Genomic DNA, 24,274 nt, shown 5'->3' with positions numbered 1-24,274 from the left:
TTTGGCGTAAATTGTACCAGAACTACTGCAGTAGATAAAAAGATCTACTCCGCCATCAGGGGATGGCGGAGTGTTGCATCAGCGTTTGATTCTGTCGATTTTCAACATTCTCGCGATAACTTTATCCAGTTCCTGCTCTTCAAAAATCACTTTCCAGTCTGGTTTGACGATTTTTTCACGGCCATATTCCATTGCGATCATACAAGCGTCAGAGAACGGGTTGGTTGCGCGGAAGGCGACGGCAAGGGCAATCTGAATGTGCCCGTATAGCATTGCTTTTGCGGCTTCTTCCGGAACACCACTGTGCTTCACCGTCTCATCCAGGGCTTCTTTCATAAAAGCACCGACCATACAGGCCACGGTTTCTACAAGCGTTGGTTCCAGGTAAGCAAGCTGTTTTACCGTGACCCAATGCACATGCTCAACCGGACCATACATACAGCTGATAACTTTCCCTAATGCGGCTTTTTGTGCATCGCTGCCAGTCTCGTAGGAAGCGGCAACATGCTGTACTGCCGCAATGCCGCCAAAGGCATCTTCATGTTCTTCTTTGGTGTAACGCTGCAGAAATACTGAAGGGTGGCATGGATGCGCAACGGCGTACTCAATGTCCTCGCGTTGGGCGATGAGATTAGCGTAAGCGGCGGCTGGATCCAGGGTCAGCAAAATTGCCCCGGGTTTCATCTGTGGAACTACGGATTCAGAGACTTTCCCTAAAGCAATATCGGGCACAGCCAGAATCACCACATCGCTGAGCGGAACAACGGACTGCGCATCGGAAAGCTCTCGTCCTTTAGCCGTTATCTGTTGCTGCGCAGTTGGTGAGTTTTCACAATAGAAAACGTGGTATGCGCTTTTCTGGAAATTGGCCGAAATACGCATGCCCATTTTTCCGCCGGCACCAATGACGGTAATCGTTTTTAATTCAGCAGACATGATCAGACTCCTTGGATTTTGTTGAAGAAACATTCATTAAGGTTTGTTTATCAAGCAGATACTTCATGTTATGTTCGGTCCAGGCAGCTTCGAGACGACACGTGCTTTCACTATCGCCCTGCCAGGGTAGCCAGTGCTCAATGATCTGGTTAATGTCGCGAGCCTGCGGCTGAACATGCTGATAAATATCGTCATAGCGCAGTAGCCCTTCACCCAGCGGACAACCAGCCAGCGTAAAGCCTACCCACCCGTCGCGGCGGGAGAAGGCGAAATCTTTCACGTGCCAGTTCAGTACGTAAGGTGCAGTTTTCGCCACCACATCCATGGGTAATTCCAGGCTGGCGACACAGTTGGCCGGATCAAGACAAATGCCCACCTGCGCTGCGTTAATCGCTTTCACCAGCGTAATGTTGTCGTCGGTAGGCACCTGTTCATACGTTTCAAAGCAGATCGCCACGCCCAGCTCCATAAACGCCGGCAGCACCGCCTCCACGCTGCGCTGTGCTTCGCTTAGCGTCGGACGATGATCAGGACTGTTGATCATGGTGCGCAGCAGCGAGCAATTCAGCTCGCCAGCAATCGCCAGATAACGTTGCAGATGCTCCGTCTTTACGCCTTTAGTGCCCAACTCCAGCGTGATACCTGCGCGCGCGGCATGTTCCCCCAGACGTACCCGCTCCCGGGAGGACCACTCGGTGATTTGCGGATAATCGCAGATCTGAAATACCGTCGCGCCAAGTCGTTTGCTGTCATCTATGGCGTCGAACAAGCTCATGGGTTTGACCGCTTTTTCTGATAATTGCCAGAAATACGCGTAGGTGCTGAGTCCAGTTTTCATGCGTTTTCCTTCGTCTCGGCGTGAGTTAACAGGGAGTAAGCTTCATCAAGGATTGCCTGTATCGCCGCCGGCTGATGGGCGAAGCGTCCGAGGAACAAACCATCGACATTCGGCCATAGCGCGCTAAGCAAACCGGGTCCGGCGCTGCCGCCGTAAATCACGCGGTGATTGCCCGCGACAGACGACAAATGAGCCCGTAGCCCAGCACACACAGACCGGATATATTCGGCAGAAGCGGGTTGCGGCGCACCAATGGCCCACTGCGGCTCCCAGGCAAAAATCAAATCCCCGGTGAGGGCATGCTGTTGCAGAAAATGAATAATGACGCTCGCCTCCTGAATGGCGAACGCAGTGGCACCGGCAATGGGCAGTTGTTGAGGCTCGCCAATACAAATAACCGGCGTTAACCCATTCTCCAGCGCCAACTGGACTTTGCGGCAAATAACCACATTGTCCTCATGAAAATGACGACGACGCTCAGCATGGCCGATTTCAACAAACTTTCCGCCCATTTCGGCAACCATCGCCGCGCTGTTTTCTCCGGTCCATGCGCCCGGTGCCGCGGGTGCGATATTCTGCACCCCTACCTGCATCGCCGTACCGTCAAAAGCACGCAGCGTTGCATCAATCGCGGGAGTGGAGGGAAAGGTAAACAAGGTGGTTTGCGCATAAGCCTTCAGCAACGGATGTTGCCGAACGATGTCTGCTACCTGTCGGCTCCAGTCAAGGGTTTGCTCATAGCCGAAATACATCTTCAGGCTCACGCCGAGCGTCAGCTTCACTGACATACCGCCCCCTCTTTCTCGCTATCCGGGATGGCCGTAAAGCAGCGACTTACCGCCGTGACGATCATCGCCAGCGAAACCGCACCCGCATCAGGCGTCCCCAGGCTACGTTCGGCAAGCGGACGCGCACGACCTATTTTCGGCAGCAACTGGGCGGTATTTTGTGCACATTGTTCGGCATGGCAGGCGGCGTGACTCCACGCCTGTGACAGCGGTAACCCTTTTTCCACTTCCGCGCTTAACACGTCGCTGAACGGCAGTAACACATCCACCAGAGTTTTGTCGCCAGGCTTTGCTTTACCAAAATGCATCACGCCATGCGCAGCATCATGCACGGCGCGGGCGACGGCATCGGCCTGCGGATGCTGTTGATTGCCAATACCGGTGCCAATGGTATTTAAGATAACGCCCCAGATAGCCCCCGAGGTGCCGCCCGCTTTATCGGCCCACGCGTCGGCAGCCTGCTGCAGAACGGTGCCTGCACCAGCTCCCAGCGCCAGATAATGATGCGCACTGTCCCGTGCCGCACGCACACCACGCACCATACCGATACCGTGATCGCCATCTCCGGCCACCGCATCGATACGTCCTAACTCTTCCTCATTTTCAATGACCACATCGGCAAGCGCATCCATCATCGCCACCACGCGAACGGCGGCAGCGCGCGAGACCTCAGATGCTGTAGGTACCACTTCCTGCTGGAGTTCATCCCCGTCGCGGGTCCGTAACGGCTGAGCAACGATCACCGAACCCCGCTTAAAGGCCGGGCTGTAAGCGGGGGCAAGCCATAGCGTCTCCAGTTCTTCGGTAAACCACGCAAGCGTCAACGAAAGGCCCGCCATATCGAAACTGGTTACGAATTCACCGACCTGGATATCGGCAAGGATAATGCCTTGTTCGCTCAGACGCTGTTGTACGCTGTGCCAGAGCACAAACAACTCTTCATATTTGACCGAGCCAAGGCCGTTTAAGATTGCCCCCACACGCGCACCGTTGACGCTGACGCCTGGCGGAATATCGTTGAGCAGATGTTCAACCAGCATGGCGGCCAGTTCATCTGCCCCCGGAACAGCTATTTCACCGATCCCCGGCTCGCCGTGGATCCCCATACCAAAGCCCATCCGCCCTTCCGGAACGGTAAACAGGGGATGCTCCGCCCCCGGTAACGTACAGCCGGAAAAGGCCACACCGATGGTGCGGGTGCGGTCATTGGCTTCTCTGGCGATGGCCAGCACCTCTTCCAGCGAGGCCCTCCGTTCCGCCGCGGCAGCCGCCGCTTTAAACACAACTAAATCCCCAGCCACACCGCGGCGTTTTTCCATTTCATTTTTTGTTGCGCTGGAAATGTCATCAGTAACGGCGATCAGCTCGCAAGGAATGCCTTCAGCCATCAGACGTTCCCGTGCAAGACCAAAATGCAGGACATCTCCGGCGTAGTTGCCAAACGCTAACAACACGCCGGCACCGTTGTGAGCGGCTTTTGCTACCGCGCAAATCTGTTGTGCAGAGGGCGAGGCGAATAAATTCCCCATTGCCGCGCCGTGGGCCAGTCCCTGACCCACCAGCCCGGCAAACGCCGGGTAGTGTCCCGACCCACCGCCGATAACAATTGCCACCGTTCCTGGCTGACTTTGGGTATTGCGAATAACCCCACCCGGCACCTGGCGTACGACTTCAGCATTGGCGCTGACGAAACCAGCGACCATTTCTTTGGCAAACTCGGAGGGATTATTAAATAGCCATGTCATATTAGTGCTCTCCTGCTCGTTTCATCTTCACATCGGCAGCATTGGACGTGTGGGGAATACGGCTTAATACCAGCATCAGGATTGCCGACAGCAGCATAAACCCACCCACCACCATCATTGGTGCCAGATAACTGTGCGTCACGTCATGCAGCGCACCGGTAATGTAGCCCGCCGAAAAACCTGCCACATTACCGAGGGTATTGATGAGCGCCACGGCGGCGGCGGCGGACGCGCCAGACAGAAACTGAGTTGGTAAAGTCCAGAAGTTTGGCAGTGCGGCAAAAATGGCGCTGGCGGTTAGCGAGATCACCACCATGGTGGCAAACGGCGTGTCCATATATAGAGCGGTAGGGACAGAAATTGCGCCAACCAGGGCTGGCAAAGCGATATGCCATGTTTTGCAACCACGCCGCGACACATCCCGGGACCAGAAATACATGACAATCGCTGCCACCAGATACGGTGCGCCGGTGATCAGACCTTTCTCCATTACGCCGAAGGTCACGTTAAACTGGCTTTGGAAACCGCCGATGATGGTGGGAAGGAAGAACGCCAGCGCGTACAGACCGTAGACAAAACCAAAGTAGATCAGGCACAGCACCCAGACGCGCGCATTGGACATGACCGAACGCAGGCTATGGTTAGCAGCACTGGATTTCTGTGCGTCTTCACGCGCCAGTTCGGTATTCAGCCATGCCTTTTCTTGTCGGGTCAGCCATTTGGCATCGTCAGGCTTATCAATCAGATAGAACCACGCGATGATACCCACAACGATGGCTGGAATGGATACGCCAAGGAACATAACGCGCCAGCCTTCCAGACCAAACAGACCGTGCTGATTGATAAACCAGGCTGCCAGCGGTGCGCCAAATACGACGGTCAGCGGCTGCGCCAGATAGAACAGCGCCAGAATTTTGCTGCGATGACGAGCCGGAACCCAGGCGCTCAGGAAGAATATGGCCCCAGGGAAGAAGCCCGCTTCCGCCACACCCAGCAGCAGGCGCAGGATATAAAGCCCTTCAACATTACTCACCCAAGTGAATAACAGAGAAACGATCCCCCAGGAAACCATGATACGCGCCAGCCAGCGACGCGCGCCGTATCGGTGCAATGCCAGATTGCTGGGGACTTCCAGAAGAATATAGCCAATAAAGAAAATCCCTGAGGCCAGCCCGAATTGCGCAACCTGGAGGCCAAGGTCCTGCATCATGCCGTTAGGACCGGCGAAAGAGATCGCGGTTCTGTCGAGGAAGTTAATAAAGAACATCAAAGCCACAAAGGGGACGAGACGCATGGAGATCTTACGAATCGCTGATTTTTCTACGTCAACCGCTACGTTTTGATGAGTGCTGGTCACAGTATCTCTCCTTCCGGGCAACCTGGTTACCGGTGGGATCAGAGGGTAAATGTTCTTGCCGTATTACTAGCAATGATGAATAAGCGTAATTCCATTCCTGGTTGTGTAATCCATTTACATTCACGCTACATGACAAATGAACATTAGCAGTTCATAAGATTGGCGCATATGAGCATCGAATGAAATTGTGATCGCCCTCAAAATGTCTTTTTTAAGCGATTAGAAAGGTTTCATAGTCATTATTGGCAGTGTTAGCAATCTTTTTGACTGTTCATATGAAAAGGTGTTGAACTTATGTTTATTAAAAGCTACTTTTTAATCAACTAGGATTTGTTCATGTGTTTGTGTTTTGTGCATATGAACACTTCAAATCCCCCTGTTCCACAATGTGAGGAAACCGTTATGTTAACAATCGCGATTGGTGCTGATGATGCGGCAACTGACCTGAAAAACCAGGTGAAATCCCACTTACAGTCGAAAGGCATAGAAGTTGTCGATTTCAGCCATGATATCGGTGATAACCCACTGATTTATCCGGATATCGCTTTTAATCTGGCCAGTGCCATTGGCGACGGTACCTACTCACGCGGCATTCTGTTGTGCGGTACGGGTATCGGTATGGCGATTGTGGCTAACAAAGTCCCGGGCGTACGCGCCGCGCAATGCCATGACACCTATTCCGCCGAGCGCGCACGCAAAAGCAACGACGCTCAGGTGATGACTTTAGGCGCACGCGTTATCGGTCCGGAACTGGCAAAAAACATCGTTGATGTCTGGCTGGCATCAGAGTTCGAGGGGGGGCGCTCCGCACCGAAAGTGGACAGAATCAGCCACTACGAGAAATTAGGTAAGTCTGCATAACACCATTAGCCGCTCAACCTCTGTTCTTTGAAAGGATCAAGATTATGAGTCAGTTAGATGAACTTAAACGCCTTACCACCGTCGTGGCTGACAGCGGTGACATTGATGCAGTGCGTTGTTTTAAACCTCAGGATGCCACCACTAATCCGTCGCTCATTCTCAAAGCTGCGGCAATCCCGCACTATCAGAACCTGATCGATGATGCCATTGAATTCGCCATTAAACAGGGCGGCTCCCAGACCACACAGATCATCAACGCCAGTGATAAACTGGCAGTGAATATCGGGCTGGAGTTATTGTGTCATGTGCCTGGTCGTGTCTCTACCGAAGTCGATGCCCGCCTCTCCTTTGACCGTGGCCTATGTGTCGCTAAAGCACGCAAACTTATTCGTCTGTATCAGCAAAAGGGCATCGATAAATCTCGCATTCTTATCAAACTCGCCGCGACCTGGCAGGGTATTCGCGCCGCGGAAGAACTGGAAAAAGAAGGTATTAACTGCAACCTGACGCTGCTGTTTTCTTTCGCCCAGGCTCGCGCCTGCGCTGAAGCCGGGGTGTACCTGATTTCACCGTTTGTAGGGCGGATTTATGACTGGTATCAACAACATCAGCCGCAAACAACATACCAGGCAGAGAGCGATCCGGGCGTAGTATCGGTACGAGACATCTACCACTATTACAAAGCGCATGGCTATCCGACGGTAATCATGGGCGCCAGTTTTCGTAAAACCGAACAGGTGCTGGCGTTAGCCGGGTGCGATCGCCTGACGATTTCTCCAGCTCTGCTTAGCGAGCTGGATGCGCAAGAGGGTGATGTTGAAAGAAAACTGAGTACCGATGCTGTAGTGGAAAACCGTCCATCGCCGATAAGCGAAGCTGAGTTTTACTGGCTGCACCACCAGGATGCGATGGCCGTGGATAAGCTGGCTGAAGGCATTCGTTTGTTCGCTCAGGATCAGGAGAAACTTGAAGCGCTGCTCGCCGCCCGGCTGGCAACGCAAAAGGGGACTGCCGATGCCAGCGCGTAAAACTCTTGCCAATGCTATTCGTGCGCTGAGCATGGACGCAGTACAGAAAGCCAAATCCGGTCACCCGGGTGCCCCGATGGGTATGGCTGACATTGCCGAAGTCCTGTGGCGTGATTTCCTGAACCACAACCCGACTAACCCGTCCTGGGCTGACCGTGACCGCTTCGTGCTGTCCAACGGTCACGGCTCCATGCTGATTTATAGCCTGCTGCACCTCACCGGCTACGATCTGCCGATGTCCGAGCTGCAGAACTTCCGTCAGCTGCACTCCAAAACTCCGGGTCACCCGGAAGTGGGTTACACCGCCGGTGTTGAAACCACTACAGGTCCTCTGGGTCAGGGTATTGCGAATGCAGTGGGTATGGCCATCGCTGAAAAAACGCTGGCGGCGCAGTTTAACCGTCCAGGTCACGACATCGTTGACCACTTCACCTATGCTTTCATGGGCGACGGCTGCATGATGGAAGGTATCTCTCACGAGGTATGTTCCCTGGCCGGTACGCTGAAGCTGGGTAAACTGGTTGCGTTCTACGATGACAACGGCATCTCTATCGATGGCCACGTTGAAGGCTGGTTCACCGATGACACCGCGAAGCGTTTTGAAGCTTACGGCTGGCATGTGGTCCGTGGCGTTGATGGCCACGATGCTGACGCCATTAAACGCGCAGTTGAAGAAGCACGCGCAGTAACCGACAAACCGTCCCTGCTGATGTGCAAAACCATCATCGGTTTCGGTTCTCCGAACAAAGCGGGTACTCACGACTCTCACGGTGCACCGCTGGGCGATGCAGAAATCGCACTGACCCGTGAACAGCTGGGCTGGAAATACGCGCCGTTCGAAATCCCGTCTGAAATCTACGCGCAGTGGGATGCGAAAGAAGCCGGTCAGGCAAAAGAAGCTGTATGGAACGAGAAGTTCGCTGCTTATGCGAAAGCCTTCCCGCAGGAAGCGGCTGAATTCACCCGTCGTATGAAAGGTGAAATGCCGTCTGACTTCGACGCAAAAGCGAACGAGTTCATTGCTAAGCTGCAGGCTAATCCGGCGAAAATCGCCAGCCGTAAAGCTTCTCAGAACGCGATTGAAGCCTTCGGTCCTCTGCTGCCTGAATTCCTCGGCGGCTCCGCTGACCTGGCACCGTCTAACCTGACGCTGTGGACTGGTTCGAAAGCGATTAACGAAGATACTGCCGGTAACTACATCCATTATGGTGTGCGTGAATTCGGTATGACCGCTATCGCGAACGGTATCTCCCTGCACGGTGGTTTCCTGCCGTACACCTCCACCTTCCTGATGTTTGTGGAATATGCCCGTAACGCGGTGCGTATGGCTGCGCTGATGAAACAGCGTCAGGTCATGGTCTACACCCACGACTCCATCGGTCTGGGCGAAGACGGCCCGACTCACCAGCCGGTAGAGCAGGTTGCTTCTCTGCGTGTGACCCCGAACATGAGCACATGGCGTCCGTGTGACCAGGTTGAATCCGCCGTTGCGTGGAAATACGGTGTTGAGCGTCAGGACGGCCCAACCGCGCTGATCCTCTCCCGTCAGAACCTGGCACAGCAGGAACGTACTGAAGCGCAACTGGCGAAAGTGGCCCGTGGTGGTTACGTGCTGAAAGACAGCGACGGTCAGCCGCAAATCATCCTGATCGCGACCGGTTCCGAAGTTGAGCTGGCCGTTGCCGCTTACGAAAAACTGACCGCAGAAGGCGTGAAGGCGCGCGTGGTGTCCATGCCGTCCACCGACGCCTTCGACAAGCAGGACGCGGCTTACCGTGAATCCGTACTGCCGAAAGCGGTCTCTGCACGCGTGGCAATCGAAGCGGGCATCGCGGACTACTGGCTCAAATACGTGGGCCTGAACGGCGCGATCGTCGGCATGACCACCTTCGGTGAGTCTGCGCCTGCAGATCTGCTGTTAAAAGAGTTCGGCTTCACCGTAGAAAACGTCCTCGCGAAAGCGAAAGCGCTGCTGTAATCTGCGTTTTCTCTGAAATGAAAGGGTCGCTTCGGCGGCCCTTTTTTATATCGACACGTGGTTTATGCTTGCACGTTGTGCGGTATGACACCGCACTTGGAAAGCTGAGTAGCAAACCTGGTATATTTGGGAATGAGTATGGATAAATCTTTCCGTTCTAACAGAGAGTATGTGTGGCATTTTTGTAAATATGACGTTGTTATTCGTGTGTCAACTTCAGCCACGGGTTATTCACCGACATTTTCTCTCCAAGCACCAGCCCAGGATCCTCCATCAGAAACCCTTTCAACAGATTGCTTTTCTTTTGTGGCGTGCGCACCTCGCAGGTCCAGATAAAACTGTTATCATTACAGCGCAGGGCCAGCCCTGACTCCTGAAACATTCGCTGTGCCAGTTTCCAGCCGTCACCGGTATCACCTGTTGTTTCTGTTGCGTATATCCTGAAGATCCCCGGTGTTATCAAAAAAAGGTGGTTTTCCACCACATGCACCTTGCCGTTACGGGTATTCACCGTGCCTGAAGGGCTGGTGTGGTTCTTCAGCCACTGCAGGAAGTTGTTATTGTCACCAAGCCTCGGGTCGTCTGCTATCTCCGGCAGTGGTTGAGTGGGGGCGCTAAGTTCAGGGACGGGTTCAGCTTCGTTTACCGGTGTCACATCACCGGCAAAACAGGTGGGACGAGGTTCGTCTGGTGCCCAGATTGCAGACGGCGTCAGGCGCAGCAGCGTCAGCGGTTCAACGGGTGACCAACCTTTATCCGATCGGATAATGCAGCGCCAAATCGCTTTATCTTCGTTGGCAACGATAAGCTGATGCGCCAGCAGTTCATCAAACAAGCGGTTATTGTTTTCTGGGACGCTGGACACGCCATGCTGGAGCAGCCAGGCGCGGACCCGGTCGGCGGTGGTTTTGCTGATAAGCCACAGCGTATCCTCCGTCAGCCAGCCATCGGATCCGCATTCGGCATTATTGAGTCGGTACTCGTTCTGTACCAGCGACCGCAAGGCGGAAAGAAGCTGCTGGGGAAAGGAAGAGGGCTTTTGCGCCAGCGCGGTTTTGATATCGCCGCCGAGGTATCGGGCGACAGAGGCTTTATCGGCCTGCTGCACCAGTTCCGCCAACGCGCCAGACCTTTCGTAGTGTCCGGTGAGCTGATAAATCAGGGACGCAAAAGCCGCCGGATATCCGGCCAACCAGTTCAGTAATGGCGAGGGTATCAACTGATTAATCAGCATTGCGCCAGCGGCAGGATGTAGATGATAGTCGCGACCGTGGCTCTGGTACTGCCAGCGATAAGGCTGTGCCAGATTCCCTTGCCACGGATGCCAGCGGGTGCCATCACGTTGATGAATCTCCATATCCATGGCTATTTTTCCCGTATCGTGCAGCAATGCCGCGCAGACTACTGTGACCGTCCATGCACTGGCCTGCCGGGCTTGTTCTTCTGCACCTGCTTCCGGTGGCAGCAGATAACCCTGGCGCAGCCGGATGGCGTTGCAAGCAACTTCCATAGAATGATCCAGCAGCCCGCCGGGAGTGGAATGATGATGACTTTGTGAGGCGGGCAGCAGTTGTACCAATGCGGCGAAGCGATGAATCGCCGTGAGGATCCAGCTATCGAACAGAGTATCCGGCAGCGGGGTCAGTTGCCGTAACTGGTGCAAACAGGACTGGCGTAACGGTGTCGCCAGCAATCGCTCTGCGGATTGTGGCGCAAACCAACCCTCCGGCAGCGCAGCGTCTGGCGCAGGTGGCTGGCTCCGGGATGGTCTTTGTAGCCACTTTAGCATCTTTCTCCTTTGCGGGCAGGCCCCTTTGCCCTTGTCGCCCTTCCTTTGCAGTTTCGCCCTTTGGGCCTTTTACATTTTTATTAGTAAAAACGGTATGCTCTCATGCGCATATCTGGCGTTGTATTTATGATTGAGGAGTAAAAATTGGCCGACGTATTGTCGGCCAATTTAAAACTACCACCAGGCATAAAACATCAACCTGTCCCGCTCAAAATCAAACGTCTCCAGCGTCTCTTTCACCCAGTGGGTGACGGCGCGGACATCTTTCCAGTAGTGTTCTCCATAATCGGTATATCCATAGAAAAAGCCGTCAATCGTGGGATAAACCGCGCCGCAGTTATCCGGCGTCAGGCTCTTCAGGTCACTCAGAAGCGCCTGCAAATGTGCTTTGGTGACTTCTGACAGCACCTGGTTGCGCACCAGCCCAACGTGTTCATCCACCCATTTGAGTAATGGGTTCACCTTGCGGAAATAACCCACTCTGGCGTACTGGCTTTCATCGGGCGCGTTTTTTGCCCGTTCGAAAAAGAAGATGTCGAGTCCCATACATTGTTCCTCATTCCCCTTCATCCTTCATCCTTCATCCTTCAGGCCGCAGGTGCGTTGGCTTTCCTCGCTCACCCCGGTCACGTAGTTTGTCTACGCTCCCGGGGATTCGCTGCGTCGCCGCCTTCCTGCAACCCGAATGATTTTGGGGAATACTGAAGGGGAGCATCTTCCCGGCGGGGAAGACTCCCCGTGCGGGTGGGCTGTCAGGCGCTAAGCTGACAGGGTTGTGGTACAGCGTTGAGCAGCCATTCACTGGCGTGGCGTGCCATACCGCTGGCGCGGATCACTGCCCGCTTGTCCTGGCGCAGGATATCCAGCCAGTAGCCGATATAGCTGGCGTGCTGGAGCCTGCCCTGAATGCCGCAATGGGCGCACAGGAAGGCGCTACCCATCTCCGCCACCATTTCCTCGGCGGCGTAGCTCGCTTCGGTGCGTTCCGCTCCAACGATACCGGGGCGGTTCAGGCGTGAAGCGTGACCAGTGGCGTGCGTCAGTTCATGCAGCAGCGTGGCGTAGTACGCCTCGCTGCTTTCAAACTGCTGCGGGTGCGGCATCATCACCAGGTCGGTCGCGTGTTTGTAATACGCTTTCGACTGGCGGCGATGGCGCAGCGTCACGCCGCTGTTCATTGCAATGGTTTCGGCCATCGCCACAGGCTCTGCGGGCCGGGTAAACGGCTCGGACAGCGACTGCGGCAGGCCGTCGCACTGCGACAGGTTAAACAGCCGGAACTCGCGGACGATCCCGAAATGCCGCACCTTCGGCTCGCCGTTTTTATCCAGCAACGGCTGGCCGAGTGCATCGGTCTCTTCCTGCGTGCGCGGCAGATACAACACCGCCAGAGAGGATTTCTCTCCACGACGCACTTGTCCGCCGAGCGCGCTGACCTGATGGAACGTCAGCCAGCGGTCGCTGGCGAAACTCTGCTTGTCGGCGCTGTTCCACAGCAGCGGTACGTTAATGCCGTGATACGGACGCCCTGATAATGCATTGATCGGGAACGGCGGTTCGCCGTCGCGCCAAGGGCGGATCCACGGCACATTGCCGTTTTCCAGCTCAGCAATAATCTGGTCGGTGACTTTCTGGTAGATATCGTTGCTTCTGTCCATTGTGCGATCCTCATGGAAAGAAGCCGGAACCGCCTCCATCCGGAAGCGACTCCGGCAGGGAGGGGTTAAGCCTGTTCAGCCATCGAGACCTGCACATAGTGGCCGTGATAGTTGAGTGACAGCGGTAATGCGACAGGGACTTTCATATCGCCCTGTGGCGGCTGGCAGTAGATCGTAAAGGTGGCTTTCTTGCGGGATGCCCCGGCGGTGCGCAGGGTCAGCAGTACGGCGAGCAACAGATTGCCCAGCCGTTCTTCCACCTGCTGCGGGTCGGGAAATTCCACAGCGGATTGCCAGACATCAGGGGCGATAACCACCGGCATTAACGACGGTTTTTTATCGAAAAGCGACATGGTGTTTCTCCTGTCAATGAACAGGGAACACCCTTCGCAGGGCGTTTCCCTGCGGGATGGAATCGTACGGGTATCCTGCGCATTTGCGCCGTTCGCACCTTCCGGATACATGGCGAACTTACTGCATGGCTGGCGGTAGTGTTTTCTGCGCGGATGATAAAAGGGAGGGGAAAATCATTACCGGGACTGAAGAGTTTTGTCGTTCCTGAAATGTGAACGCAGGCAGATTAATGCGCACGCATCGCTCAAAAAACGATCTTTTTCAGGCGGATACTGAAATCAGAAAAGCATATGACCTTGAACAGTAAACACAATGACTGGAGGGATATGCTAATGAACCGACAAGATATAAACGAATTGAAGAATTTTGATTTTCTGGCGCGCAGTTTTGCCCGTATGCACGCCCTGGGCCAACCAGTTGATATCGATGCCGTGACCGGCAATATGAGTGATGAACAGCAAGCATGGTTCCGGGAGCGATACGACCACTACCGAAAGCAGGCTGAGCGGGCGAGAGTGATAGAACTGCGGTGAGATAACGAACAACGGGCTTAACGGCCCGTTGCGTTTTTTCAGGCTTTGAAAATCTGCTTCCGGTGCCAGCCGACATACTGTTCAGCAGGCCACTGAGTTTTGTCATAAGGGAGGAATAACTGCTGGCCGTCCCGGTGCCAGAACAGATGGTCTACCACCGGGCTACGGCTGACTCCGCCGGAGATGCGGATGGTCATACTCTCATCCAGCCCGAATGCCCCCATATCAAACGCATCGTGGTGCAACGTACAGAGCGCCAGGCCATTGTTTACCACGCACGGACCACCGTACGCTTTCCAGTGAATATGCGCCGCTTCAATACCAACCAGCGCGCCATCGAGTCTGAGATCGTAACCACAGAACGCGCACCGTGAGTGGTAAGCGCGAAGAACGATATCCCTGAAACGCGGATCGCGGTTACTGGAGCGATCGATAAAATCGAATCCCAGTTGGTTGGTCAGGATCCGCTGAATACTTTCCGGGAAGCGATCGGTGAGGATCTTCTGGGCCAACTGGTCGATCATCTCAGGGTGTGCCAGCAATTGTTGATAAGCCGCCTCATCGAAGCCGCCCGCCACCTGGTTATCAATCAGTTCTTTCTTTGTCGGCTGAGTATTGCCCTTGCGCGGTTTGCAACCTTCTGCGTGAGCGATCTCCCAGAAGCCGTCTGTTCGCAGCCGCCAGAATGGCATATTGGGATAGTCGGTGCGTCGCTTGGGGCCAAACTCTTTCAGCAGGCGAGTAAGCGGTTCGTGGATTTCCAGGCCGTAGTTAAACAGGCGTGGATGGCCTGCTTTGTACTGCGACAGTACGTACAACAGCAGCAGCGGTTTATGCGGCGCGCATACCTCGCCCTGACGCCAGACAGAGACGTTAGCGATGGCGGATTGCAGCGTTTCTGGAGAGATCATAAGAATAAACCGGGTAACAGGCTGATGTTATTGCGATCATGCTCGCAAAATCCCGGTGACTCAAGCCCCGTTCATCACACCGCCAGTACGAAATCTTCATGGAATGCGTGTTTTACTGACGATCATCTTCCCGACCTGTCCTCCGGCGCTTTTGATATCGCCGACCGCGCTGCCCATCACTCCAGCGATTGCCGCGCCGATCCTGACGCCCGCCCACGTCAGCGCCCCCAGCCAGAATGCGGGTAACACCAGGAACATCACGCCCATAAGGATATTCACAATCAGATCGTCGGAGGTGTTTTGCAGGCCCCAGAGGTTGAAGTACGAGTGGGTGTCGCTGTCGTACATCATCTGCATCAGCCAGTTATCCAGCCAGCGGGCCAGTTCCCACCAGAAGGTAAGGAAGAACAGGGCGAATTGCACAAAGCTCAGCGTGATCACGGTCTTCAGATCCCATGCGGAGAACAGCAGGATCACCGGGATACAGATCACCAGCGCCATTTCGAGGAACGCCTGCACCATCGGCAGCGCCTGGCGGACGTTATCAAATGCCGGAAAAAGAGCGTAGCTGGAAAGCCCCGCGCCGATGATCCCGCCCATACGACTCAGCAACTGCGTCTGGCTGAGATTATCTCCCGAACTCCCGCCAAACCCGTTGTACACCAGCCCGCCCTGTGACACCTGCATATTGCGCGGGCTCACCAGCGAGCGCAGTACCGCTTCTTCATACTCCTCTTTCGACTGCCCCAGCCTCTGTAGTTGTTGCCAGAGCGTGGTATCGACCTGCTTCAGTAGCCGATTTTTCAGCCCCGCATCGCCATCGGACCACCACTCCTTACACGCTGGATAACCTCCGCCACCCGTATCGTTCAGGCCATCATCGCGGCTGGCGTCATAAGGCCAGGCGGCGTGGGGCGAACGGGAATGATCGTGGTCGTAATAACCCGGTGTAGTGAGGTAAAAAAACGATCCCACCCAGTCCACTTCCCGGCTCTGTTCCTCGCTAATATTGCTGCCCAGCCGCTTGAGGCGTGCGCGCGACGGCCCATAGCAGTCGTTAACGAAATCCTGTAATTCCTGTGCCAGCGCTGGATCGGCGATCCGGGTGTGCTGCACCTCAAAGCGCAACTGGCGCAAGTCCGGTTTGCAGGGCAGCACCGCGACGGCGGCGCTGGTGATGCCCTTGCCCAGCGCGTGGGTGAAGTACCACCATACCGGCACGGAAGCGCTCTGGCCGCTGAGTTCATTAATCAAAGGTGCATAGCCGGAATCGCCGGGCTGTACCACCGACCAGCCGCACTGTTTTGTGCGCTGGCTGTCGTAGGTGAGGGTATTGATATCAACATTGAGAAACGGTACGCCAGCGAAGAGGATCACCAGCAGGGCGCTGTAGAGCGAGTGCTCCACCCAGACGACCAGCAGGCGGGCGACGTTGCCTTCATCGGCCCCCTGGCCGCGCGCTTTCAGCCACAGGGCTACCAGTTTTGCCAGCAGGGGCAGGGCGAACAACCCGGTGGCGGTCAGCGTCTGCCACACGCCGTTGTTCACCAGCCAGCCGAGCAGGGTGAGCACGTACTCAAAATAGCTGTTGGCGGTCATTGCGGGCTGTCCGGCTGAGGGTTATTGAGGTTGTGCAGGCGGCGGTCGCTGTCGTCCGGCACCTCCACCGCCTGGCCCTGAAGCTGGTCGCGCTGCTGTTTGCGTTGCAGGATCTGGCTGGCGGTATTGCGCGTCAGCGCCTGGCGGAAATCGAGTTCCAGCTTTAACTGGCTCAGCTCTTCATCCAGTTGGGCGGTGGTTTTGCCCAGGCTCTCCTGCGCCTCTTTGACGTTGGCGATATTCGGTTCGCGCATGCCCGCGAGCAGCGTGCGCCGGGCCAGCAGCGCCTGCTCGGTGACGCGGGCCAGCGCCAGTTCTCCCGCCAGCCGTTCAGTGAGGACGGCAACATCCGGATCGTCGCGTAGCGCCTCGACCACGCCGCGGGTAAGCTGCATGGATCCGCCGGAGGCTTTCGCCAGGTTGTCGAAGCCGGGTTTCTGGCTGCCATTAACCAGATCCGCCAGAAGGGGCAGGATCTTCGCCTTTTCTTCGTCGATCAGCGGATGCAGGCCGATCCCCGCCTGTGCGCCGGAACGTGCATCCGGATCGTCGGTGACCTGCGCCACGCTGATAGTCTGCTCGCCGACCACGCGGGTCATCCATCCGGCGGCCTCTTCAGGGGATGTCCAGGTGCTACAAAGTTCCCCGTCGCATTCGGAGGTGGTAAGAGACGTAGTGCTGGTGGCGGGCTGCTGGTTGAGGATATTCCAGCCTGCAGCGGTGGCGTCATGGACTACCTTAATCGGCGGCTGGCCTTTGCCGCCGCGCTTTTCGCCGCCCACCCAGCGCTTACCCTTTTCGGCGGCCTCTTTTGCCGCTTTCTGGTCGGTGCGGATGGCGTCATTATCGCTGGCGGCGAGGGACTGGTAATTCTCCGCTTTGGCTCCTGAGAACCAGGCGGAATCGGCCGCTAAATCGGTCATCTTCTCCGCCATTTTCTGGCAGTTCAGCAGCGATTTATCAAAATCCAGACGCCCCTGCAGTACGCCGTTGGTCAGCAGATCATAAAGCTGCGGATTGGCGCGCTGGATGATCATCGCGGGCAGGCTGGCGACCGCCCCGGTGGCGCTCTGGATGACGTTGCCCATCAGTTGCTGGAAGCCATCAGTGATGCCGTTTAGCTGGTTGCGCACCGTGGTGTCGATGTCAAAATTGCCGCACATCATATCGGCGTTCCAGCCAAGACTTAAGCTAAGCGGCGAGGGGCTGCGGCGTACCGGAGGCGGCATGACCGCCTCGCCGCCGCCAATCTGGTAATAAAGCAGGTCATCAACCGCGCCTCGCGTGCGGAAGCTGTAATCGTCTGCCGCCACGCAAACCCCGGCGAAAAACAGTAAGACCAGGCAAAGGACTCTCATCACCGCCTCCGTTAACCCGTGCTGCCGAGGAAGGTTTGCCCCCGGCGCGGACAGCATTTATAGGGCCGCCACAGCGTCCAGGCGTACGCCCCATCCTCCGCCAGTTTGTCGGCGTAGGTGTCGGTAGCGCTGCCATCCGGGAACACCGAACAGGCGGCGGATTTTTTCGGCGTGAGCATCTGCCACTGGTGGTTTCTGCTGTCGCCTTCGATAACCGGGGAGGGCGGCCAGTACCCAGCGCGCGATGAGGCGGTCAGCGGCGTGTAGATATGCGGTTGCCCGGTACGGGTCACCAGATCGGCCACGCGCTGGGCGATAACGGCGGCGGCTTTATAGTCGTGCGTCTGGCTGATGGCGCCGGCGCGCGGGTAGATATTGCCCCACATATCACCGCTCTGACCGACTTCCCGCATGCCCGGCGTCAGCGCCTCCGGCCAGGCCATTTCCGGCACCCCGCTGCGCCACGCCAGCGTATCGAGTTGACTCAGAAAGTACGGTTGAAAAGGCTGCGATGAAGGCGAGCAGATATAGCCAGACTGGGTGAAAAACGTCGCCAGTTCGTCGCCTGCCGGGAAGCCGATGGCGTCGGCATTCTTAAAGCGGATCTTGCTGTGCTGGCTGGCCGCTCGCGGATGAGTGTCGCCACCGCTTTCGGCAATGCCCGGTAACGCCGGGCTGAGTAACGACATCTCTGCCCACGGACTTTGCCCGGTGTTGCTGTAAGCCGACACCACCAGATCCGGGCGGAAATGGCTGACCTTCGCCGACGAGCGCACTGTGCAGCCAAATGGCGTGCAGTACAGCCAGTAGCACAGGCCAACCACCCGGTATCGCACGCACTCTGGCGACAGGGCGGAAGCGGCAATTTCCGGCGTGGTAATGGCGCTGAGCGGGAAAGCGGCGCACAGTATCAGGGGCAACAGAAGAGTGAAACGCTCAGGCATAACGCCTCCGGTAACAGGGGGTCTTTTACCGGGTGTAGCGCAATGCTTTCGTATTCACTGTACAGAACTCAAGGCTGCAGAGAAAAATTGTGGCGTTTTATCTCACCGCCTGACTGGTGAGCCCCGGGGGAAGCGTGCTCAGGCAAGATACCCGCCCCCTGATGACGTTGAATATATCGGGTTTGTGTGGTGATGGTTTAGGAAGGAAAATTGCGGCTAACTGGATGGGCTGGTGTGGGCTAAAGAACAAAAAAGCCACAATCTGAATCGTCGTTTTGTTGTTTTATCAAGGTACTGACTGGTTGATTTTTAGGTTGCGGTGCATGGCAAACTCATGCTCTGTTATTGCCGGGCGGCAGCTTACCGACGCCTTACATCCGGATTCTCATCAAGGAGCAGGGTGCCGTCAGCATATCAGGGGTAAGAATGGGCAAGCGACCGGGCCGGGTCGCGATTTTTTCCCGACGAACACTGCCAGCCTGTTGCATCAGAACATTAATCGCCAGTAGCAGGGACACGAATATTGGGTGCCTCCCGGGTTCGTCTGACGGAAAAGATGTTGCCGGCGGCCTTCTGTTACCAGAACGATAATGATTTCAGCGTGAATAAGTCACTCTCCTGTTAATCACAACGAGGGTCGTTATCTCCCGGGTTGTCGGTTGTTGTCATGGAGTAAAGTGGTTTTCTGGGTTCACGTTTTTTTACGCTGTGGAGATAACGGCCGGGCCAGATCTTTGATGGATGTACCTCCAGTGCGTTGGCAATCAGCCATTCCCCTTTCGGCCACGAGCGAGTCAGCGCATTCGCCAGCGTGGACGAGGCCAGTCCCGCTTCCCGCGACAGTTTCGCCAGACTGGTGCCGCGCTTGTGCAGGGCGGCAATGATGTCGGCGGGGTGCCAGTCTTTTTTAGCCATTTCGATTACCTCTCTCAGGTCTAAAACCAGTCAAGACAATCTCTTACCTATTCTTTAGGGAGTCTAAAGATAACTCATATTAAGGAATGCTAAAGATGCTGTCAATATAACCACTAACAGGACAGGGTTATGGTTCCGAAGCGTCTTAGGATTGCGAGAGAGTTAGCCGAAATGTCACAAGAAGAATTGGCTATTGCAGCAGGGATTTCTGAAGAAACGGGCTATTCGAGAATGTCCCATTACGAAAATGGCAGGCATAAACCTAAATTCGAACTGGTTTGTCGATTTGCTGAAGTTCTCAATGTGCCTGAAGGTTACTTCTACACGCTGGATGATAGCTTTGCTGATGCAATGCTGAAGCTATATGGAGGAAAACGGGTACAGTGGAAAAGGTGCATATAAGTTAATTGGTCGTGTTACTGCACCCTTTGATGTTATGGTTTCTATCTTTATGAAGTCTAAAGATAAAAGAACTTGAGCAATGCTAAAGATTACCGTGAAATCCCTATAAGGTGCACGGTATGATCCCTAAGAGACTGAAAGAAGCTCGTTTGCGAGCAAAGCTGACCCAGGAAAAGCTTGGTGTACTTGCAGGTATAGAAGAGGCTACAGCTTACTCACGTTTGTCACACTATGAGAATGGTACGCATAAGCCGACGTTTGAGTTGGTGTGTGAGTTTGCCAGAGTGCTAGATGTGCCGGAGTGTTATTTTTATACTGTGGATGATAGCTTTGCAGAAGCGATATTAAAACTTTATTCTGAATACAATAAAGAAAATTAATTTATCTTTTTATATTTTTAATGAGAGCGAAGGTTTTTTATGGAGTTGGAAGAGAATGTTAAAAAGAAAGTTAATGTTATTTTGAACTCGGCGAGATCATTAAGGGGATATTGTGATTTCGATGTATTATCTGATTTTATTATTGTCTTGCTTCTTTTTAAATATCTTTCGGAATCCTTTGGGAGTTATGATGGTTTAATCAGGCATATAAACTTCACCTCCGGTTATGACTTAGAAACAGATGCGGAAAATATAAATGATATTGCTTCTGGAAATAATCGCTGGAATGCTATCTTGTCACCGCAATATTTTTCTTTCTCCTTGCTTTCTGATGAAGTATTTTTTTAGAAAGGAATGTTCCGGTTTTTGAAGGTTTATCCGAACTTATACATATAAATCGTCATGGAATCCCTGAAAAAATAATTCATCAATTGATATGGAATGTCAAATTTCTCGAATGGGATTTAAATGATAATCACCAAAATTTTGGCGGTCTTTTTTTGGATGTTTTATTAGATAATATCGCTGATTATTCAAACGTTGGAAGTGTTGTCCCATATACACCTGCGAATATTTCGAAGCTGCTCATCAGTTTGTTAAAACCTACCGAAAACATGTCTGTATATGATCCTGTATCAGGCAGTGGCGGTATGTTGGTTCAGACGTTGAACCGTGATTTAATAGTTATCTTGTTGATATAAATGTTTTATTCATATTTTTGTGTGTACTTATCATTGTACTCATTTTAGAGTTTGCTCGCATTAGTAACGCGAAGGTCGTAGGTTCAACTCCTATTATCGACACCATTTCAAACGCTTCTCAAGTCTATCGAAATCAACACAAAGCCCGTATACAGTGGTTTAAAGGGGCATTCATCCGCATTAGTTCAGCTGGGCCAGTTACCCGTGGTCGAATCTTTAAAGCGGCCAGGAGCATGCGCTGTAAGACCTTGCGTGTTTGCAGAGGGGTATCATGCCCAAGGCTTGCCTTGGGTAAAATTTCTATCCCTTCGCCATCCGGACTTTGCAGGTATCCGACATAACTGCCTAATTTTAGTGCGCGAGAACCATCAGACAGTAACAATGGTTCTTCACCTTTCCAGTCTGAGGCCAGTTTCTGCAACCATTCTAATGTCGCAGGTTTTATTACTGCGCAGTCCAGAGATGATGTTGCGCGTTCATTCGTGGTCAAACGGGCATACTCACGCACTTGTATCATCAGCTGGTAACTCCACCTTTGGAAATAATTCCCTGGTAGGCTGCGGCATTCGAGAATGCACTTTGATTAATCCGGTAGCCTCTTTAAGCTCCTTTATGGTGGTTTTCATATTATGGGACTGGAGTTTACGGCTAGGGAGGCAATAATGTGGATTGCACCGCGGGTGTTGTTGGCTTCCTACTCGCTGGCTTCCAGCGCTGTAACAACAAATACTGCCCCCGTGCGCTTTTGTCGCAATATGTCTTATCCGATCCCCTTCTGATGCTGGGACGCCTGGAGGTGGATAAATCGCTACATAGGCAAGGTATGGGGCTGACACTGATACGTGACGCCGAGTTGCGGGTAATACAGGTGGCGGAAACCATCGGTATTCGCGTGACGCTGGTTGATGCGTTGTCTGACGAAGCGCGGGAATTTTATCTGCGGGTGGGGTTTGAGCCGTTGCCGATGGATCCGATGTTGCTTATGGGGGATTTTGTGGGAAGCGCTATCTCAAGAACGGCCATTTAGTAATACCTTAACAAGAAAAACACCACTTCCCCCTCAAAAGCTAAGTATATTGATGTAAGATTCTTTACAGAGGGGTATAATCTTTCTCTATGATTTTATGGAAAATTAACAACCAGTTACGGTTTGTTAGACGAAGATATTTGGTATGGGCGTATGAGCAGTGTTTTTGAGAGAGAGAACGATAATATTCGGGTACTTTCACTTTTCTCCGGTTGTGGAGGTATGGATTTTGGAATTACCTCAGCTGGTGGAGACATCGTCTTTGCCAACGATGTTGTAGAGAATGCCTGCAAAACATTAGGGAACTATTTCCCCGATACTGATATCAGGCATGGCGATATCTCTCAAATTCTGTCTTTTCCGGATGTTGATATTGTTGTTGGAGGCTATCCCTGCCAGTCATTTTCAATGGCAGGTAACAGAAAACCTAACAATGACGACAGAACAAACCTTTATAAACACTTTCTACGGGTATTAGAGACTGTTCAGCCGAAGTATTTTGTTGCTGAAAATGTTTCGGGCTTGAAACATTTAGGGGCAGGTAGTTTTCTGGAACAACAGCTCATGGCATATAAAGCTGCCGGGTACCAAGTCAGCTATCATATGGTAAACGCGAGGGCTTACGGCGTGCCTCAGTCGCGCAAGCGTTTGTTTATTATTGGCGTCAGAAACGATCTGGGGCAATACTTTGAATTTCCTGCTGAAACACATGGTAAAGCGACAAAAAAGAATCCTCATTTAAAACCCTATGTTTCACATGGTGAGGCTATTAGGGATTTACCACTATGGCCTGAAGGTGAGTTTTACGAACGACCACATGATCCTGAAGGGCATTTCTCATGGTATTTCATGTCCCGAAATCGTAAAGCTCTATGGGACAGCCCTGCTTACACCGTCGTAGCTAACTGGCGTCATGTGACATTACATCCTGCCAGCCCGGTGATGAAGTTAACATGGTCAAACCTGGAGGATGGCTGGAAGCAGCGCTGGGACTTTTCTGATGAATATGAGCATCTAATTGTTGATACTTCTCGTCCCAAACTGGAACAGGCAAGGCGGTTATCATGGCGGGAATGTGCACGAATACAAACTTTTCCACAGGGTTTTGAACCTGTAGGAGACGTCGAGTCAAAATTTACCCAAATTGGTAATGCTGTTCCTCCACTGCTGGCTGAGGTACTTTTTCGGCATTTATTTTCTGGTGCTGGTTTGAAAAAGATGACAGCGAACGGTAATTAGGCGGTGAGTATGGATGATTCTTTCCCGGTTACTTTAGAAGAATGGAATGCTGAACTAGTCAAGATCGTCTTTCTTGAGTCTTCGCATACGGGCTCGACTTTAAGCCGAATTGATACTACGGGACGCATTTTTGAGCAACTTGCAGGTCCACGTAGCAAAGAGGATGCTAAGCGAAGTTTCCTGATTTCGTTTGGAAAAAAAGCGTCTAAAATCCAGGATGCTCTCAGGGATGAGTCGCGATTAGACATTTTAGCGCAAATAAAAGGATACCCTACTTATTTTGCCGTTTTATATTTAACATTACTTGCTGCCAGTGCTGATGATGAAACACATGATGAAGGGGATTTTCGGGTTCGATTTTCTGTGCTGCTTGGCTTTGATAAAAATAAAAAATTTGTTTTTACTGAATTACCCCACTTATGGGAAAGGTTAGAAAGATGGAGTAGTAAAAGACAAAACTGTACCCGTTTAATCTTGCCAAGGCCATCAAAGCATGAAAGATTGATTGGGTATTCCAAGAGAATTGCTTTTCCCTGCTACAAAGATGAGGTCTTTTTACGGAATATTCTCATCGATAATAAATTAGATAACTATTCAACTTTTGAATCAGTTAATAAGGTAGTACATCAATATATATCTTATTTTAGCGAAGTTTTTAACCATGAGTTTATTGAGTTCAGAACATTACTTTCAAAGGCTGCCATGCAGCAGGCTTATGACTCTCCTTTTTGGGGCGCTGTTCGTGATATCACTGTACATACAGAGAGAGAACAACTCAAAGAGAATGGTAAGTATTGTATTCACATGGAGTTTAATGATTCAGGTAATCCGGAAATTTATCTTCTTATGGATGACGCTGCTGCTACAGCCTCAGAAATCCAGCATTATTACTCCTTGCCTAATGAAATAGAGAACTATAATAATATATATTAC

General features: G+C 53.1%; 24 protein-coding genes, 1 tRNA gene and 2 pseudogenes. 12 read left to right on the top strand and 15 right to left on the bottom strand.

From position 1 onward, the window contains the following. Nucleotides 1–78 precede the first annotated feature (78 nt). From NNO08_RS20150 to NNO08_RS20130, 5 genes are read right to left on the bottom strand one after another with little or no spacing between them, the layout of a single operon-like run. Complete coding sequence (locus tag NNO08_RS20150; protein ID WP_271457432.1) at nt 79–936, bottom strand: phosphogluconate dehydrogenase C-terminal domain-containing protein; 858 nt, start codon at nt 934–936, stop codon at nt 79–81. Then, the gene (locus NNO08_RS20145; RefSeq protein WP_267439456.1) at nt 926–1,774 is read right to left on the bottom strand and encodes a sugar phosphate isomerase/epimerase family protein; all 849 of its coding nucleotides are present in this window, start codon (nt 1,772–1,774) and stop codon (nt 926–928) included. Before NNO08_RS20145 ends, NNO08_RS20150 begins: the two co-directional genes overlap by 11 nt. Continuing rightward, nucleotides 1,771–2,562 carry a triose-phosphate isomerase family protein gene (locus tag NNO08_RS20140; RefSeq protein WP_267439458.1) on the bottom strand — a complete coding sequence of 264 codons (792 nt, stop codon included), beginning with the start codon at nt 2,560–2,562 and terminating at the stop codon, nt 1,771–1,773. The genes NNO08_RS20145 and NNO08_RS20140 overlap by 4 nt, the downstream gene beginning before the upstream one ends. Further along, nucleotides 2,553–4,307: a dihydroxyacetone kinase family protein gene (locus NNO08_RS20135; RefSeq protein ID WP_271457431.1), complete on the bottom strand. Its 1,755-nt coding sequence runs from the start codon at nt 4,305–4,307 to the stop codon at nt 2,553–2,555. The genes NNO08_RS20140 and NNO08_RS20135 overlap by 10 nt, the downstream gene beginning before the upstream one ends. Nucleotide 4,308: 1 nt before the next feature. Beyond that, nucleotides 4,309–5,664 carry an MFS transporter gene (locus tag NNO08_RS20130; RefSeq protein ID WP_271457430.1) on the bottom strand — a complete coding sequence of 452 codons (1,356 nt, stop codon included), beginning with the start codon at nt 5,662–5,664 and terminating at the stop codon, nt 4,309–4,311. Between the two features lie 402 nt (nt 5,665–6,066). On the opposite strand from NNO08_RS20130, the gene rpiB reads away from it, so the two are divergent. Genes rpiB through tkt form a run of 3 tightly spaced genes read left to right on the top strand, consistent with a single transcriptional unit; the run spans nt 6,067 to nt 9,531 of the window. Continuing rightward, a complete protein-coding gene (gene rpiB / locus NNO08_RS20125) occupies nt 6,067–6,525 on the top strand; it encodes a ribose 5-phosphate isomerase B (protein ID WP_267437366.1) in 459 nt (152 codons plus the stop codon). A gap of 44 nt (nt 6,526–6,569) precedes the next feature. Beyond that, on the top strand, nt 6,570–7,553 hold the full coding sequence (gene tal / locus NNO08_RS20120; RefSeq protein WP_271457429.1) for a transaldolase: 984 nt from the start codon (nt 6,570–6,572) through the stop codon (nt 7,551–7,553). After that, nucleotides 7,540–9,531, top strand: coding sequence for a transketolase (tkt, locus tag NNO08_RS20115; protein ID WP_271457428.1), 1,992 nt, complete (start codon nt 7,540–7,542; stop codon nt 9,529–9,531). Before tal ends, tkt begins: the two co-directional genes overlap by 14 nt. 199 nt (nt 9,532–9,730) lie before the next feature. On the opposite strand, the gene mobH is transcribed toward tkt, so the two are convergent. The 4 genes from mobH to NNO08_RS20095 all read right to left on the bottom strand — a co-directional run bounded on the left by mobH (nt 9,731) and on the right by NNO08_RS20095 (nt 13,331). Further along, on the bottom strand, nt 9,731–11,320 hold the full coding sequence (gene mobH, locus NNO08_RS20110; protein WP_271457427.1) for a MobH family relaxase: 1,590 nt from the start codon (nt 11,318–11,320) through the stop codon (nt 9,731–9,733). 174 nt (nt 11,321–11,494) lie between these two features. Then, on the bottom strand, nt 11,495–11,866 hold the full coding sequence (locus NNO08_RS20105) for a hypothetical protein (protein ID WP_271457426.1): 372 nt from the start codon (nt 11,864–11,866) through the stop codon (nt 11,495–11,497). 206 nt (nt 11,867–12,072) lie between these two features. Beyond that, nucleotides 12,073–12,978 carry an ArdC family protein gene (locus NNO08_RS20100; protein ID WP_271457425.1) on the bottom strand — a complete coding sequence of 302 codons (906 nt, stop codon included), beginning with the start codon at nt 12,976–12,978 and terminating at the stop codon, nt 12,073–12,075. Nucleotides 12,979–13,043: 65 nt separating this feature from the next. After that, nucleotides 13,044–13,331, bottom strand: coding sequence for a hypothetical protein (locus NNO08_RS20095; protein ID WP_267439469.1), 288 nt, complete (start codon nt 13,329–13,331; stop codon nt 13,044–13,046). Between the two features lie 333 nt (nt 13,332–13,664). Here NNO08_RS20095 and glgS point away from each other — a divergent pair, with 333 nt between their 5' ends. After that, nucleotides 13,665–13,865, top strand: a complete 201-nt coding sequence (gene glgS / locus NNO08_RS20090) for a cell surface composition regulator GlgS (RefSeq protein ID WP_271457424.1) — start codon at nt 13,665–13,667, stop codon at nt 13,863–13,865. Nucleotides 13,866–13,903: 38 nt separating this feature from the next. Here glgS and NNO08_RS20085 read toward each other — a convergent pair whose 3' ends face one another. From NNO08_RS20085 to NNO08_RS20065, 5 genes are all read right to left on the bottom strand, one after another. After that, nucleotides 13,904–14,776, bottom strand: coding sequence for a phosphorothioated DNA-binding restriction endonuclease (locus NNO08_RS20085; protein WP_271457423.1), 873 nt, complete (start codon nt 14,774–14,776; stop codon nt 13,904–13,906). Nucleotides 14,777–14,872: 96 nt separating this feature from the next. Then, nucleotides 14,873–16,375 carry a conjugal transfer protein TraG N-terminal domain-containing protein gene (locus tag NNO08_RS20080; RefSeq protein ID WP_271457422.1) on the bottom strand — a complete coding sequence of 501 codons (1,503 nt, stop codon included), beginning with the start codon at nt 16,373–16,375 and terminating at the stop codon, nt 14,873–14,875. Then, nucleotides 16,372–17,733 (bottom strand): integrating conjugative element protein, encoded by a 1,362-nt coding sequence (locus tag NNO08_RS20075; protein WP_271457421.1) that lies wholly within the window; start codon nt 17,731–17,733, stop codon nt 16,372–16,374. The genes NNO08_RS20080 and NNO08_RS20075 overlap by 4 nt, the downstream gene beginning before the upstream one ends. A gap of 11 nt (nt 17,734–17,744) precedes the next feature. Further along, nucleotides 17,745–18,677, bottom strand: coding sequence for a TIGR03756 family integrating conjugative element protein (locus NNO08_RS20070; RefSeq protein WP_271457420.1), 933 nt, complete (start codon nt 18,675–18,677; stop codon nt 17,745–17,747). A 621-nt stretch (nt 18,678–19,298) separates the two neighbouring features. Further along, nucleotides 19,299–19,592 carry a helix-turn-helix domain-containing protein gene (locus NNO08_RS20065; RefSeq protein ID WP_271457419.1) on the bottom strand — a complete coding sequence of 98 codons (294 nt, stop codon included), beginning with the start codon at nt 19,590–19,592 and terminating at the stop codon, nt 19,299–19,301. Nucleotides 19,593–19,721: 129 nt separating this feature from the next. Between NNO08_RS20065 and NNO08_RS20060 the strand changes: the two genes are divergently transcribed. The 5 genes from NNO08_RS20060 (at nt 19,722) to NNO08_RS20045 (ending at nt 21,180) form a co-directional block, all read left to right on the top strand. Further along, a complete protein-coding gene (locus NNO08_RS20060) occupies nt 19,722–19,994 on the top strand; it encodes a helix-turn-helix transcriptional regulator (RefSeq protein WP_271457418.1) in 273 nt (90 codons plus the stop codon). A gap of 119 nt (nt 19,995–20,113) precedes the next feature. Then, nucleotides 20,114–20,374 (top strand): helix-turn-helix domain-containing protein, encoded by a 261-nt coding sequence (locus NNO08_RS20055; protein WP_271457417.1) that lies wholly within the window; start codon nt 20,114–20,116, stop codon nt 20,372–20,374. A gap of 39 nt (nt 20,375–20,413) precedes the next feature. Continuing rightward, nucleotides 20,414–20,722 carry a hypothetical protein gene (locus tag NNO08_RS20050; protein ID WP_271457416.1) on the top strand — a complete coding sequence of 103 codons (309 nt, stop codon included), beginning with the start codon at nt 20,414–20,416 and terminating at the stop codon, nt 20,720–20,722. An 83-nt stretch (nt 20,723–20,805) separates the two neighbouring features. Then, on the top strand, nt 20,806–21,075 hold the full coding sequence (locus tag NNO08_RS23240; RefSeq protein WP_442870787.1) for an N-6 DNA methylase: 270 nt from the start codon (nt 20,806–20,808) through the stop codon (nt 21,073–21,075). Continuing rightward, nucleotides 21,066–21,180: transfer RNA gene (locus NNO08_RS20045), tRNA-OTHER, on the top strand. Before NNO08_RS23240 ends, NNO08_RS20045 begins: the two co-directional genes overlap by 10 nt. A 28-nt stretch (nt 21,181–21,208) precedes the next feature. Here the strand turns inward: NNO08_RS20045 and NNO08_RS20040 are convergent. After that, complete coding sequence (locus NNO08_RS20040) at nt 21,209–21,592, bottom strand: 5-methylcytosine restriction system specificity protein McrC (protein ID WP_271457415.1); 384 nt, start codon at nt 21,590–21,592, stop codon at nt 21,209–21,211. Nucleotides 21,593–21,758: 166 nt separating this feature from the next. Here NNO08_RS20040 and NNO08_RS20035 point away from each other — a divergent pair. From NNO08_RS20035 to NNO08_RS20025, 3 genes and pseudogenes are all read left to right on the top strand, one after another. Continuing rightward, nucleotides 21,759–22,102: pseudogene (locus NNO08_RS20035) on the top strand (GNAT family N-acetyltransferase); the annotation flags it as partial. A gap of 153 nt (nt 22,103–22,255) precedes the next feature. Further along, a complete protein-coding gene (locus NNO08_RS20030; RefSeq protein ID WP_271457414.1) occupies nt 22,256–23,341 on the top strand; it encodes a DNA cytosine methyltransferase in 1,086 nt (361 codons plus the stop codon). Between the two features lie 9 nt (nt 23,342–23,350). Next, nucleotides 23,351–24,274 (top strand): annotated as a pseudogene (locus NNO08_RS20025) (hypothetical protein); the annotation flags it as partial.

The sequence above is a fragment of the Citrobacter sp. Igbk 17 genome, assembly GCF_028069775.1.
Taxonomy (GTDB): Bacteria; Pseudomonadota; Gammaproteobacteria; order Enterobacterales; family Enterobacteriaceae; genus Citrobacter.
The sequence above is the reverse complement of the archived record's forward strand: the minus strand, read 5'-3'. Positions and strand labels throughout refer to the sequence as shown.

What these genes read in the sequence shown, in the direction of transcription:
- NNO08_RS20150 (WP_271457432.1), bottom strand. Translation starts at nt 936, where the DNA reads ATGTCTGCTGAATTAAAAACGATTACCGTCATTGGTGCCGGCGGAAAA.
- NNO08_RS20145 (WP_267439456.1), bottom strand. Translation starts at nt 1,774, where the DNA reads ATGAAAACTGGACTCAGCACCTACGCGTATTTCTGGCAATTATCAGAA.
- NNO08_RS20140 (WP_267439458.1), bottom strand. Translation starts at nt 2,562, where the DNA reads ATGTCAGTGAAGCTGACGCTCGGCGTGAGCCTGAAGATGTATTTCGGC.
- NNO08_RS20135 (WP_271457431.1), bottom strand. Translation starts at nt 4,307, where the DNA reads ATGACATGGCTATTTAATAATCCCTCCGAGTTTGCCAAAGAAATGGTC.
- rpiB (WP_267437366.1), top strand. Translation starts at nt 6,067, where the DNA reads ATGTTAACAATCGCGATTGGTGCTGATGATGCGGCAACTGACCTGAAA.
- tal (WP_271457429.1), top strand. Translation starts at nt 6,570, where the DNA reads ATGAGTCAGTTAGATGAACTTAAACGCCTTACCACCGTCGTGGCTGAC.
- tkt (WP_271457428.1), top strand. Translation starts at nt 7,540, where the DNA reads ATGCCAGCGCGTAAAACTCTTGCCAATGCTATTCGTGCGCTGAGCATG.
- mobH (WP_271457427.1), bottom strand. Translation starts at nt 11,320, where the DNA reads ATGCTAAAGTGGCTACAAAGACCATCCCGGAGCCAGCCACCTGCGCCA.
- NNO08_RS20105 (WP_271457426.1), bottom strand. Translation starts at nt 11,866, where the DNA reads ATGGGACTCGACATCTTCTTTTTCGAACGGGCAAAAAACGCGCCCGAT.
- NNO08_RS20100 (WP_271457425.1), bottom strand. Translation starts at nt 12,978, where the DNA reads ATGGACAGAAGCAACGATATCTACCAGAAAGTCACCGACCAGATTATT.
- NNO08_RS20095 (WP_267439469.1), bottom strand. Translation starts at nt 13,331, where the DNA reads ATGTCGCTTTTCGATAAAAAACCGTCGTTAATGCCGGTGGTTATCGCC.
- glgS (WP_271457424.1), top strand. Translation starts at nt 13,665, where the DNA reads ATGAACCGACAAGATATAAACGAATTGAAGAATTTTGATTTTCTGGCG.
- NNO08_RS20085 (WP_271457423.1), bottom strand. Translation starts at nt 14,776, where the DNA reads ATGATCTCTCCAGAAACGCTGCAATCCGCCATCGCTAACGTCTCTGTC.
- NNO08_RS20080 (WP_271457422.1), bottom strand. Translation starts at nt 16,375, where the DNA reads ATGACCGCCAACAGCTATTTTGAGTACGTGCTCACCCTGCTCGGCTGG.
- NNO08_RS20075 (WP_271457421.1), bottom strand. Translation starts at nt 17,733, where the DNA reads ATGAGAGTCCTTTGCCTGGTCTTACTGTTTTTCGCCGGGGTTTGCGTG.
- NNO08_RS20070 (WP_271457420.1), bottom strand. Translation starts at nt 18,677, where the DNA reads ATGCCTGAGCGTTTCACTCTTCTGTTGCCCCTGATACTGTGCGCCGCT.
- NNO08_RS20065 (WP_271457419.1), bottom strand. Translation starts at nt 19,592, where the DNA reads ATGGCTAAAAAAGACTGGCACCCCGCCGACATCATTGCCGCCCTGCAC.
- NNO08_RS20060 (WP_271457418.1), top strand. Translation starts at nt 19,722, where the DNA reads ATGGTTCCGAAGCGTCTTAGGATTGCGAGAGAGTTAGCCGAAATGTCA.
- NNO08_RS20055 (WP_271457417.1), top strand. Translation starts at nt 20,114, where the DNA reads ATGATCCCTAAGAGACTGAAAGAAGCTCGTTTGCGAGCAAAGCTGACC.
- NNO08_RS20050 (WP_271457416.1), top strand. Translation starts at nt 20,414, where the DNA reads ATGGAGTTGGAAGAGAATGTTAAAAAGAAAGTTAATGTTATTTTGAAC.
- NNO08_RS20040 (WP_271457415.1), bottom strand. Translation starts at nt 21,592, where the DNA reads ATGATACAAGTGCGTGAGTATGCCCGTTTGACCACGAATGAACGCGCA.
- NNO08_RS20030 (WP_271457414.1), top strand. Translation starts at nt 22,256, where the DNA reads ATGAGCAGTGTTTTTGAGAGAGAGAACGATAATATTCGGGTACTTTCA.